We start from the raw sequence: 12,382 nt of genomic DNA, 5'->3' as shown, positions 1-12,382 counted from the left end.
GGAGAAATGAAGAATGTCGAACAAACAAAATAAAAAAGCCGTACCATCTTCTATAGGACTGATAATTCTCGGCCTTATTGTTATTGCAGCTAATTTACGTGCTCCTTTAACCTCAGTCGGTCCTCTAGTGAGTTTCATAAGGGATGACGTTCGTATTTCAAATACATTAGCCGGCCTAATAACAACGGTACCTTTGCTTGCCTTTGCTTTATTATCGCCACTAGTACCAAAATTAGGACGAAGGTATGGTGATGAACGTATTATTTTGATTGCCCTAATCTTTCTGACTGTTGGCATTGTAATACGTTCTTTATCTGGCGCAGCTAATCTGTATATTGGGACAGCAATTCTTGGATTCGCAATTGCCATATGTAATGTATTATTGCCAAGTTTAATCAAAAGGGATTTCCCAAATAAAATTGGCTCCATGACAGGTATTTACTCCATTTCAATGTGTTTATTTGGAGCAATCGCATCGGGAATCAGTGTACCGCTAGCCGTGAACGCAGGTCTAAAATGGCAGGGAGCATTGGGAATATGGGGGATTCTAAGCTTTGTATCGATTCTCTGTTGGCTACCCCAATTAAGAAATCAAGCGAAGCAAACAACCACGATGAGTAAACAGATAGCCAGCAAGGATGTGAATGTTTGGAAATCCCCTCTTGCCTGGCAAGTAACCTTGTTTATGGGTATACAGTCCATGGTTTTCTATGTGTTGATCGCATGGTTGCCTGAAATTTTAAAGCAGCAAGGAATTGACTCAAACCAATCAGGATGGTACCTCTCGATAATGCAGTTAGCTCTGCTTCCATTTACTTTTATTGTGCCCGTTATTGCTGGGCGCATGTTTAGCCAACGTTTGTTAGTGGTCATCATAACCATTTTGCTTATGACGGGAACGCTCGGACTTCTATACGGTAGCTCCAATATAATTCTGTTATGGATAATAATACTTGGAATTGGTGGAGGCTGCGCCTTTAGTTTGTCCATGATGTTTTTCGGTTTACGTACTGAAAATGCGCATCAAGCAGCGGAACTGTCTGGCATGGCGCAATCGATCGGATATCTTCTTGCCGCAATCGGTCCTGCCCTTATAGGATTTCTGCATGATTTGACAAATAGTTGGAATTTACCACTTTTCATTCTGCTTGGCGCTTCGGTCTTACTCTTTTTAGTCGGTATAGGAGCAGGAAGAAACCGTTTTGTAGGTAGCCGAAATAGTTACGAACTGCCACAGAAAGGACGATGAATAGGTTTGACAAAATTATTGTGGCAATTGATAAAGCTGAAATAACGAACAAACTCCTCGATGCAATCGTTGAATAGCCTAAAACATACTCAAGTTACCTTGGTTAATGTCAGCCACAAGGTTTCACAACTATCAAGTTGCCCAGTCCTCATTGTGCACTAACTCCGATGAGCAGGTACTACGGTATCCTGCTCTATTTATAAAGCTAATATTATTTGATGAACCAACCTCTGCATGGGACCCGAAATTGGTAGGTGTAGTCGTTGAAGGAAGGGTCAGCGAAGGATATATTCAACCATCCTAAGGAACAACGAAAGAACAACGAAAGAGACAATCTTTAAGCAGGATTTTGAAAAACCATGCGTACACGATCTAGGCCAGCAGCATTCCGCTGCTGGGCTTTTTTTTGTTAATTTAGAGGTTGTGAGATTACATAACGCGACTTAATATGATTATTTTCATAAAGGTTAAAGAAGGTTGAACCTGTCTCTTGAAACCCGGATAAATTCGGACATAGCAGCAGTTGTATAAGTATCTTTACGACGTATGAATAGAGTCGGTGTTCTAAGGGACTTATTGGCGATTTCTTGTGATCGCAAGTGATATTGAACCATGGCTCTCTCAATTACCGAGCGGGGTAGAAAGGAGACCCCGAGACCAGCGTGAATACATCCAAGGATCCCCTCCAATGTTCCGAATTCCATGATCTTTACAGGAGCAATGCCCTCCGAGTGTAACCAATCCTCGAGTTTTCGACGGTAGGAACAACCAACACGAAACACCAGTAAAGTCAGATTTTGCAATTGCTCTGGCTGAACAATTGGGGGGAATTGTCCTCCTGATATGAGGACAAGTTCTTCGACCCCAACCTCTAAAGTATCGAGCTCAGCGTGCTCCACTGGCGCAGCTACAAAAGCTCCATCCAATTCGTACTTTAACACTGAATTGATAAGTTCTTCCGTTGTTCCAGTTTTTAATGTCAAATCGACCTCAGAATAAGATTTATGGTAGTCGCTGAGAATAGATGGTAGTCGAATCGCTGCCGTGGTTTCAAGTGATCCGATCCGAAGCGGCCCGCGCGGAATTGAGTTGTCTGATACGACTCGTTCCGCCTCTTGAGTAAGAAATAAAATTTTCTCTGCATATGACTTGAGCGCCTCTCCGGATGTTGTGAGCCGAACTCCTTGCCGCCCACGATGAAATAACACTGTTTTCAGATCCCTTTCGAGCTGTTGGATACGGATACTTATACTCGACTGAACGTATTCCAATTTCTCGGCTGCTTTGGTAAAACTGCCATTGTTTGCGACAGCCAGAAAAATCTGTAAGTCACGAATTTCCACAGTCATTCCTGCTTTCAAGTATTAATATTTTTAATGGTAACTATCGCTTATATTCATTTTACACGATATCTGTACGAGGTTAAAATGAGTTTTGAAAGGGGGAGGTTCTATGGAGAGTATAGGAAATGGAAACGCGAAAATGTATGATTCCACAAAAACCATGATCGGTGGATTTGTTATGCTCATCACTGCGATGGGGATCGGACGTTTTTCATATACTGCCATATTGCCATTGATGCAATCACAAACTCATCTTTCGGCAATTGAATCTGGATATTTGGCAGGAAGTAATAATTTAGGTTACCTTATGGCTGCCTTTGGCGCAGGGTTCATAACTTGGGGATCCCGGAGAGCGTATCATCTTCGGGTTCAATTGGTACTCTGCATCATTTCAACGGGGCTTATGGGGATCGCTTCATCATTTTTCTTGTGGATGATTTTGCGCTTCTTAGGAGGAATTAGCAGCGGCCTAATATTTGTTCTATCATCAAGTTTAGTACTGGATGCTCTGTTTTCAGACAACCGTGTAAAGTGGGCAGGTATTTTCTACGGTGGAGTGGGTACTGGGATTGCTTTAACGGGGTTACTTACACCAGTTCTGAGCTTTTTCACATGGAGGGGAACATGGCTAGGACTTTCGATTGTTTGCATCGCCCTTATCGTACCCGTATGGCGGTTTATCCGAGATGATAAGACGAAACCGATAGCCCAAAATGCTAATTCTACAAGTTCATCGCCGGAAAATCCCTCTATCTTTGGATGGCTCCTTGTTGCTTATGGACTTGAAGGGCTAGGTTACATCGTTAGTGCGACGTTTCTGGTAGCAATGGTTAAGCAAATGCCTCATATTTCTGATTTTGCTGACTATAGCTGGATTATTGTTGGGATAGCGGCCATACCATCGACAGTGCTCTGGTCTTGGTGGGCGAGTAAAGCAGGTTACATCCATCCTTTGATTATTGCGCTGATCTTGCAAGCTTGCGGGGTCATCATGCCTGTATGGCTCCCCAATATATTCGGAGTGATATTAGGGTCTGTCCTTTTTGGCGGGACGTTTATGGGGATTTCTATGCTCGCAATCGCTGCAGCTCGAATGGTGAGACCATCCAGTGGCAATAAAGCGATTGCTCTGATGACGGGCTTTTTTGGTATCGGACAAATAATTGGCCCAATTGGGGCCGGAAAAGTAATGGAAGTGGCTCATAGTTACAGCCTATCACTTATTCTTGCTACTTTGGTACTTGTTATCGCTGTTGCGATTATGATAACCGGTTCAGTCATTTCAAATAAAAAAGATTGATTAAGAAACTTAAAGTAGGCTCGGATTTATTCAACCAAAATCTAACTCATGTATCGATTCCGGTCATCGCATCAGGGGAGATCATAGGCTATCTAATCTTGGGATGGATGCCAACAAATGAGGAAAGAATACTTGATATTATAGTGTGTCGGGGATGCCAATGAAGTTTTCAGGCTTTAGTTCTCTTTGATTGTGTATCCTCAAAATAGGCAGACGATCCAAGTGGGAAAATCGCTAGCAGGGAGACATAGCATAAATAGGAGGTTTTAATTTGACTACTTACCATTCATTAGAGATAGATGGACTCAATGTATTTTATCGTGAGGCTGGTGATCCAAATAAACCAGTAATTTTATTGCTTCACGGCTTTCCGACCGCAAGTCATATGTTTAGAGAACTAATACCAATCCTAGAAAAAAATTACCATGTAATTGCCCCTGATTATCCAGGTTTCGGCAATACATCTTCACCTGACAGAGAGGATTTTCAATATACATTTGAAAATATTACTGAAATTATTGCATCCTTCATTGATCGACTAGGGCTAACTAAATATGCATTGTACGTCTTTGATTATGGGGCACCGATTGGTTTTCGTTTAGCCATGCGTCGTCCAGAAAGTGTAACAGCAATAATAAGCCAAAATGGCAACATTTATCATGAAGGATTAGGTGAAAAATGGGAGGCACGACAAGAATATTGGCGTAATCCAACCCAGGAAAAAAGAGAAAGTTATCGGTCAGCATTTGCATCTAATACGATCAAGAACCAATATCTTGATGGAACAAATAAGAATAAAGTTTCTCCAGATGGCTACACTCTCGATATTGCTTATATGTCGAGATCGGGAAATGATGAAAAACAATTAGATTTAATTTTTGACTATCAAAGTAATGTGAAAATGTACCCGCTGTTTCAACAGTATCTTCGTGAATACCAGCCAGCATTACTAGCAGTGTGGGGAAAAAATGATGTTTCATTTATTCCGGCAGGTGCTAAAGCTTTTAAAAAGGATTTGCCTAAAGCTGAGATTCATTTATTGGATACGGGACATTTTGCATTGGAAACACATGCACATGAAATTGGAGAATTAATGTTAAAGTTTTTGATTAATAATGGCATTTCGTGATCAGTGAGATTGTAGGAGAGATATAATTATCAATAGTAGCATTGTCCTATGGCAAGGCAAATCAGAACTAAAGCCCCATGGTTGACAGGTTATCTATTGAAAGGTAGAATTGCAACATGAACAAAAACAAAAATACAGCAGAAACTATTTTGGATACTGCCCAGTCGATCGTTCAGGAATTTGGGTTTAACGGATTCAGCTATGCACACATTGCAGAAAAAGTAGGGATACGCACTGCAAGCATTCATTACTATTTCCCAAACAAGGAGGATCTAGGTGATGCGTTGATTGCGAGGTATTACAGAAATTTTATTTCTGGAATAGCTGAAATAGATGCGGTAACGCAGAACAATTTAGAAAAACTGCGCAAATTCATTTTGCTTTACAGAGGTCCTATTCAAGATGATTATTTTACTTGTATGGGTGTCATGCTTTCTACTGACCTGGCTACTTTATCAAACACAACCCGAGAAGGGATAGCTCAGTTATTCACCGCTAATCTAACATGGTTGGAACGAGTATTGGATCAGGGACGGCGTGAAGGGCAACTAAACTTTGAAGGTGACTCGAATGTGCTTGCTCATCAATTTCTTGCTTCACTTCAAGGTGCGCAATTAATTGCAAGAACTTTTCGCGATGTAAATAGGTTTGATATGATTGCCGAAGGATTATTATCCGCTTTAACTTAAAAAAAGGCGGATTTTTTTAAGTATATATTCTATCTTTTGATAGGTAGATAAACAAGGGAAGAAAAAAATGAATTCAGGGTTGACACCCTATCTACTAAAAGGTAGAATACGAACATGAACAAAAACAAAACCACGTCAAATATCTTTTTAGATACTTCTTAGTCGTCGAGTATGCAGCAATTCGGTTTTATGGATTCTGCTATGGATAGCTTGCAGAAAAAGTAATACAGCCAGTTTCATTACTATTTAAAGAAGAAGACGGGAATACTAAAATAAATCTATCTTTTAATAGATAGAATTTGGAGGATGAAGAAATGAGTTTTCAAGGTAAAGTGGCAGTGATTACAGGTGGAAGCAGCGGTATTGGAAAAGCAGTGGCAATTGAACTGGTAAAACGAGGAGCCAATGTAGTTATCAATGGCCGACGTGAACAAGCGCTTGTAGAGGCTGCAAGAGAGGTCGATCCGACAGGTACGAAAGTCGCTTACATTGCTGGCGACATTTCAGATCCCCAAGTAGCTGAACGTTTAATTGGCGAAGCACTTTTGCGCTTTGGACGTATCGACACACTGGTGAACAATGCCGGCATTTTTATAGCGAAACCATTCACGGACTTCACGGAAGCGGATTTTGAATCGATCCTTTCCATCAATGTAGCAGGATTCTTCCGAGTTACTCAGCGCGCGGTCACCGAGATGATGAAGGCGGGTTCCGGCCACATCGTCAACATCACGGCAAGCGGAGTCGTAGAGCAGCCACTTAAAGCCGTGCCATCCGTACTTGCCGCATTGACCAAAGGAGGCTTGAATGCAGCTACAAAATCGTTGGCGATTGAGTATGCGGACAAAGGTATTCGTGTGAACGCAGTTGCGCCTGGGATCACGAAAACGCCGATGCATGCGGTTGAGACACATGATTTCCTATCCCAATTGCATCCGGTAGGCCGAATGGGCGAGGTTCAGGATATTGTTGACGCAATTGTATATCTGGAATCCGCACAATTCGTAACTGGAGAGATTCTTCATGTCGATGGCGGTCAAAACGCCGGACAGTGGTAAGCCGCAAATAATCTTTTGAACGGGAAAAGATACTGAATTTACGTATAGGAGGATGGAATTTATGCTGTACGAACTGAGGATTTACCAAGTGGTTCCCGGTCGCATGCAAGCGTTATTGGATCGTTTTCGGGACGATACGATAGAATTTTTTGCTAAGCATGACATGAAGGTAACGAATTTTTGGGTGGATGCAGACGAAACGAAAGATCGCTTGTATTACGTGCTTGAGCATCCGGACGCGGCATCGCGTGAACGAAACTTCCAAGCCTTTCTGGAGGATCAAGAATGGCTAGAGCTTAGGGAAAGGACGGAACCAAACGGTCCGCTGCATGAGAATATCGAAATCATCTATATGAAAGAAGCGTCTTTTTTCCAAAAGGTATAAAAAGAACCATTTTCTTAACTGGAGGAGGGAAAAGATGTTATATGAGCTGCGAATATATGATGTTAATCCAGGCAAGATGAAGGTTATCCAAGATAGGTTCAGAGATCATGTTATTCAATTATTTATGAATCATGGTATGAAAGTGACGCATTTTTGGGAAGATTCGGATGAAGCAAATAACCGTCTTTATTATGTTGTTGAGCATGCCAATATGGAAATGCGTAACCTTAACTACAATCGTTTCCGCAACGATCCTGAATGGATTGAAGTAAAGCGAATCTCGGAACTTGATGGACCATTAGTTAACAAACAAGAAAGTGTATTTATGAAAAACACAGTATTTTTCGAAAATAAATAAAAATTAAATTGGTAACCTGTCCGCAAATTCTAACAATATATATGAAACGGAGCAACTAAAATGAAAACATTAGTAATCGTTACTCACCCGAACATCGAAGCATCCAACTGGAACAAATCATGGGTGGAAGAATTGAAAAAGCATGATGATATCACGATTCATGAATTATATAAAGCATATCCAGACGAAAATATCGATGTTTCTAGAGAGCAGCAGTTAATTGAGGCGCATGACCGGATTATTTTTCAATATCCACTTTATTGGTACAGTACGCCGCCATTACTGAAAAAGTGGTTTGATTCCGTATTGCTGTACGGCTGGGCTTATGGGCCAGATGCCACGAAAACAAAGGGTAAAGAAATCGGAGTTGCGATCTCGACTTATGGTACGAAGGAGTCGTATCAAGCAACGGGATCCAATGGTCTCACCCTGGAAGAAATATTGAGTCCAATACAAGCGCTTGCTCGTTTTATTAGTGCCACTTACCTACCTCACTTTTCACTAAACGACACTTCAGATGTGACCGAGGAACGTCTGGCACAGGGCAGCATCGATTACGTTCAACATATTAAAACGGTAAAGCCAGTTGTGGTTGAAAAATGAAGAAAAACTTGACCATTGACGTTTACATGGATACGATTTGCCCCTGGTGTCGTATGGGGACAACAAGTCTTCGTTCCGCTTTGAAACAATTGCCAGAAGGCACGAAGGCAACCGTCCGTTGGCATGCTTATCAGCTTAACCCTGGTATTCGCCTTGAAGGTGAAGATTATCGCCAGGTTATGATTAGCAGATTAGGCAGTAATGCCTTATTCGAAGCAAGAATGAAGCAGTATAACGAAACCGGTGCTCATTTCGGCCTAACATTTAATATGGATATTGTGAAATATACACCGAATACGACGTTATCCCATCAGTTAATAGCGGTTACGCCAGAGGACTTGCAAGAGCAATTGATTGAGAATATCTATACGGCATATTTTGAAAAAGGTATTAATATCGGTGATGTGGATGAACTTGTGGAAATAGCAAGAGCCAGCGGAGTCACTGACGATGCTGCTGAACTCAAAATGCGGCTCCTTAAAGGCGATGGGCTTGAAAAAGTTGAATTAGGACAACGCAACGCGCAAAAGCTGGGAATCAGAGGGGTACCTTACTTTGTAATTAATGAGGAGATCAGGCTATCCGGTCTACAATCTCCAAGCGAATTTATAAAATTGTTTGAAAACAGTTAAGCAGCTGACACTGATAATGAAAAAGTTTGGAGCGATACCAATGGGGATATTTCAAAAGCTATTTAAAAAGGAGACTACACAAATGTCAACGAATGTAAATTTAGCCGTCATCTATTACAGCTCGAATGGTACTAACTTTCAATTGGCGCAATGGGCAGCGGAAGGCGGTCGTCAAGCTGGGGCAGAAGTGAAAGTGTTAAAAGTCGCAGAAACTGCGCCGCAATCCGTTATTGACAGCAGTCCGTCATGGAAGGCGCATCTTGAAGAAACCAAAAATATCCCAACTGTCTCTGTAGCTGATTTGGAATGGGCGGATGCGATCATTTTTAGCATGCCAACTCGATTCGGTAATCTACCAGCTCAATTGAAACAGTTCATCGATACGACAGGCGGTCTTTGGGCTCAAGGCAAAACAGTGAATAAAGTCGTCAGTGCCATGACATCCGCTCAAAATGCAAATGCCGGGCAGGAACAAACGATCCTTCAGCTATATACGTCAATGTACCACTGGGGTGCGATTATAGCAGCTCCCGGATTTACTGATCCATCTGTTTTTGTTGCCGGAGGGAACCCATACGGAACAAGCGTGACAGTGGATCAAAATGGAAAGATGAAGGAAGATGTGCGCACTGCTGCTGAACATCAAGCAAAACGCACCGTATCGGTTGCTAAAGCAGTGAAAAACGGTTTAGGACAGTAATTGAGAAAAGGAGAATGAACAAATGAGTATTCGGGGAAAAGTATTCGTTATAACAGGCGGAAGCAGCGGACTTGGGAAAGCTATGGCGGTTGAGATGGTGAATCGAGGAGCGAATGTCGTTATCAATGGACGCCGAGAACAAGAGTTAGCTGAGGCTGCAAAAGAAATAGATCCTACTGGAAAACAAGTGCGATTTGTTGCCGGTAATGTTGCAGATCCTAAGATCGCGCAGCGCTTAATCGACGAAAGTTTGGCTCACTTTGGACGTGTCGATACGCTGGTTAATAATGCAGGAATCTTTATGTCCAAGCCATTTACGGAGTATACAGAAGAGGACTTTGCAACGTATTTATCGACTAATGTCGTCGGCTTCTTCCATGTTACCCAACGTGCGGTGGCGGAGATGCTGAAACAAGGAACGGGACACATCGTTACGATCACGACGAGTCTGGTTGACCAACCATCGGTTTCCGTTCCTTCCGTACTCGCCTCATTGACGAAAGGCGGTCTGAAATCTGCGACGAAATCACTAGCCATTGAGTATGCTTCCCGAGGTATTCGTGTGAATGCAGTCTCACCGGGGGTCATTAAAACACCAATGCACCCTGTTGAATCACACGAAGCTCTAGCTAAACTACATCCAATGGGACGCATGGGCGAATCGCATGAAATCGTTGATGCTGTCTTATATCTGGATTCAGCCAACTTCGTAACGGGTGAAACCCTTTATGTTGATGGTGGACAAAATGCTGGACACTAAGCAAATGTAGCAGCAGATACAAAACAACTAACATTTCCAATTTAAATGGGGGAGATTATCCATGCCGATCGTTACGATCCAAGTGACCCGCGAGGGCACAGCACCAGATCGTCAGTCAGTCACGGCAGAAGAAAAGGCGGCGCTCATTAAAGGGGTCAGCGAGCTTCTGCTAAACGTTCTGAACAAGCCGTTAGAATCTACCTTCGTAGTTATCGAAGAGGTTGATACCGATAATTGGGGTTGGGGCGGACTACCTGCGTTGGAGTATCGCCGGCAGATTGCCGCTATGAAGAAGGATTTGTAACACTTTAATAAAACAGCAGTTCGAAGTCTACTTCGAACTGCTGTTTTTGTCACATTATTTTTCGATGGTTAAGAGGCTCTGGACAGCTTTTCTTATCTCTAACTTTCTACTTACCCTCATTATCAGCTTCCCATCTTGCAACCTCTTCCCGAACTCGCGGTGCTACTTCCGTTCCCAATAGTTCAATGGCTTTCATAACATCCTTATGTGGCATGGTGCCGATGGGTAAATGTAGGAAAAATCGTGTGAAACCTAAATGTTTGCGCATATGAATAATTTTGTTGGCCACCGTTTCGGGATCGCCTACGTATAATGCGCCTTCTAAGCTGCGTGCGGCATCGAATTGTGAACGGCTATAATGTCCCCAACCGCGCTCTTTACCAAAATAATTAAACGATGCCTGAGTGGGTGGGAAATACTTGTCGACCGCAAGCGAAGTACTCTCCGCAATGAACCCGAGTGAGTGAACGGCTATCTTTAATTTCGATGCATCATGTCCTGCACGAGCAGCAGCGTCCTTATAGAGTGGCACGAGCGGAGCAAATTGCAGGGGACTCCCGCCAATGATCGCCAAAACAAGAGGCAGTCCAAGTACCCCTGCTCGTATTACCGATTCCGGATTTCCCCCACTGCCAAGCCATACGGGTAAAGGGTTCTGAACCGGACGCGGATACACACCCAAATTCGTAAAGGCAGGACGATGCCCTCCTCTCCAGGATACCTTCTCCGAGTCCCTTAATTTTAATAATAGTTCCAATTTTTCCTCGAAAAGCTCTTCATAGTCTTTTAAATCATAACCAAACAATGGGAACGCATCGACCATTGAGCCTCGACCCGCGATAATCTCAGCACGTCCATTTGAAATGCCATCGATCGTGGCAAATTGCTGAAACAAACGTACTGGATCAGCAGCAGAGAGCACGGAAACCGAACTGGTTAAGCGTATCCTTTTGGTCATGGATGCCCCTGCCGCCAGCACAACGGCAGTAGCGGAATCCGCAAATTCCTTACGATGATGCTCGCCGACACCAAATATATCCAACCCAACCTGATCGGCTAGGACGATTTCTTCCACAACCTCACGCAATCGCTGCGCATGACTTATCGTCTCGCCCGTTTGAACATCCGGTGTTGTTTCGACAAACGTATCTACACCTATTTCCATTTTCAAATCCCCCTAAATACAAAATTAAAGTAAAATCCTTCTTTCAGAAAGAATCCGATCCATTATTTTTGGCATTGCCTTCACGATTCTTGATACCATATCCGATTTTCTTAAGCACGTGAATAAGTTCGAGCTTCTCCTCATCCGTCGTAAAAGACAAATTGTCGGAGATCGTCTGAACATGCTTTGGGAAGATATTATCAAAGTAGCTTCGTCCGTCTCCGGTCAATGTCACACTCGTTTTGCGCCGATCACCTGGGATTGGCATCCGTTCAACGAACCCCTTCTTCTCCAGTTTATCTACCACATAGGTGATACTCCCGCTTGGAATCGAGAAGGTGTCGCTTATTTTCTGGATGGGATGAGGACCCTTATTGTATAGAAACTCAAGAATTTGGAAAGTTTCCATACTTAGGCCATAGCCGTCAATATCGCGTTCTAAGCTCCCGAACAGTTCTTTCACCATGTTTCTAATTACGCGTATTAGTCTTAAATCAAGAGCCTTACCCTCAGCATCGCGTTCAGTCATTCTATAACCACCTTATCTGGCTTTTTTATACAAAGGATTGATTGAAAAAACAGGTTTGTGACATTTCTATTATTATTTATCCTAAAAATATTTATCCTAACATTATTCAATATAATCATATAGTATTTATCTGTCAACATATAAAGAAGCAGGAACACCTCCGAAAAGGTCTCCTGCC

15 protein-coding genes are annotated in these 12,382 nt (G+C 42.6%); 12 read left to right on the top strand and 3 right to left on the bottom strand.

The window, feature by feature from the left end; all coding sequences use genetic code 11:
• Positions 1–13: 13 nt before the first annotated feature.
• The gene (locus tag BK120_RS30050; RefSeq protein WP_076271191.1) at positions 14–1,249 is read left to right on the top strand and encodes a CynX/NimT family MFS transporter; all 1,236 of its coding nucleotides are present in this window, start codon (positions 14–16) and stop codon (positions 1,247–1,249) included.
• Between the two features lie 467 nt (positions 1,250–1,716).
• Here BK120_RS30050 and BK120_RS30045 read toward each other — a convergent pair whose 3' ends face one another.
• Positions 1,717–2,592, bottom strand: coding sequence for a LysR family transcriptional regulator (locus BK120_RS30045; RefSeq protein ID WP_076271190.1), 876 nt, complete (start codon positions 2,590–2,592; stop codon positions 1,717–1,719).
• A 109-nt stretch (positions 2,593–2,701) separates the two neighbouring features.
• On the opposite strand from BK120_RS30045, the gene BK120_RS30040 reads away from it, so the two are divergent.
• The 11 genes from BK120_RS30040 (at position 2,702) to BK120_RS29990 (ending at position 10,510) form a co-directional block, all read left to right on the top strand.
• Positions 2,702–3,892, top strand: a complete 1,191-nt coding sequence (locus BK120_RS30040; RefSeq protein WP_076271189.1) for a YbfB/YjiJ family MFS transporter — start codon at positions 2,702–2,704, stop codon at positions 3,890–3,892.
• A gap of 271 nt (positions 3,893–4,163) precedes the next feature.
• Positions 4,164–5,021, top strand: a complete 858-nt coding sequence (locus BK120_RS30035; protein ID WP_076271188.1) for an alpha/beta fold hydrolase — start codon at positions 4,164–4,166, stop codon at positions 5,019–5,021.
• A gap of 116 nt (positions 5,022–5,137) precedes the next feature.
• A complete protein-coding gene (locus tag BK120_RS30030; protein WP_076271187.1) occupies positions 5,138–5,710 on the top strand; it encodes a TetR/AcrR family transcriptional regulator in 573 nt (190 codons plus the stop codon).
• A 314-nt stretch (positions 5,711–6,024) separates the two neighbouring features.
• Entirely contained in the window at positions 6,025–6,768 is a 744-nt protein-coding gene (locus BK120_RS30025) for an SDR family NAD(P)-dependent oxidoreductase (protein WP_076271186.1), read from the top strand.
• A gap of 61 nt (positions 6,769–6,829) precedes the next feature.
• Entirely contained in the window at positions 6,830–7,153 is a 324-nt protein-coding gene (locus tag BK120_RS30020; RefSeq protein WP_076271185.1) for an NIPSNAP family protein, read from the top strand.
• A 34-nt stretch (positions 7,154–7,187) separates the two neighbouring features.
• Positions 7,188–7,511 (top strand): NIPSNAP family protein, encoded by a 324-nt coding sequence (locus BK120_RS30015; protein ID WP_076271184.1) that lies wholly within the window; start codon positions 7,188–7,190, stop codon positions 7,509–7,511.
• A 60-nt stretch (positions 7,512–7,571) separates the two neighbouring features.
• Positions 7,572–8,114, top strand: a complete 543-nt coding sequence (locus tag BK120_RS30010) for an NAD(P)H-dependent oxidoreductase (RefSeq protein ID WP_076271183.1) — start codon at positions 7,572–7,574, stop codon at positions 8,112–8,114.
• The gene (locus BK120_RS30005; protein WP_076271182.1) at positions 8,111–8,746 is read left to right on the top strand and encodes a DsbA family oxidoreductase; all 636 of its coding nucleotides are present in this window, start codon (positions 8,111–8,113) and stop codon (positions 8,744–8,746) included. The genes BK120_RS30010 and BK120_RS30005 overlap by 4 nt, the downstream gene beginning before the upstream one ends.
• Positions 8,747–8,786: 40 nt before the next feature.
• The gene (wrbA, locus tag BK120_RS30000; RefSeq protein WP_076271181.1) at positions 8,787–9,446 is read left to right on the top strand and encodes an NAD(P)H:quinone oxidoreductase; all 660 of its coding nucleotides are present in this window, start codon (positions 8,787–8,789) and stop codon (positions 9,444–9,446) included.
• A 22-nt stretch (positions 9,447–9,468) separates the two neighbouring features.
• Positions 9,469–10,206, top strand: coding sequence for an SDR family NAD(P)-dependent oxidoreductase (locus tag BK120_RS29995; RefSeq protein ID WP_076271180.1), 738 nt, complete (start codon positions 9,469–9,471; stop codon positions 10,204–10,206).
• Positions 10,207–10,267: 61 nt separating this feature from the next.
• A complete protein-coding gene (locus tag BK120_RS29990) occupies positions 10,268–10,510 on the top strand; it encodes a tautomerase family protein (protein WP_076271179.1) in 243 nt (80 codons plus the stop codon).
• Positions 10,511–10,616: 106 nt separating this feature from the next.
• Here the strand turns inward: BK120_RS29990 and BK120_RS29985 are convergent, their stop codons facing one another.
• Positions 10,617–11,675 (bottom strand): LLM class flavin-dependent oxidoreductase, encoded by a 1,059-nt coding sequence (locus tag BK120_RS29985; RefSeq protein WP_076271178.1) that lies wholly within the window; start codon positions 11,673–11,675, stop codon positions 10,617–10,619.
• A gap of 43 nt (positions 11,676–11,718) precedes the next feature.
• Positions 11,719–12,204, bottom strand: coding sequence for a MarR family winged helix-turn-helix transcriptional regulator (locus tag BK120_RS29980; protein ID WP_076271177.1), 486 nt, complete (start codon positions 12,202–12,204; stop codon positions 11,719–11,721).
• Between the last annotated feature and the right edge of the window lie 178 nt (positions 12,205–12,382).

The organism is Paenibacillus sp. FSL A5-0031 (assembly GCF_001956295.1).
GTDB lineage: Bacteria > Bacillota > Bacilli > Paenibacillales > Paenibacillaceae > Pristimantibacillus.
This window is presented reverse-complemented; position numbering and strand designations above follow the sequence as displayed.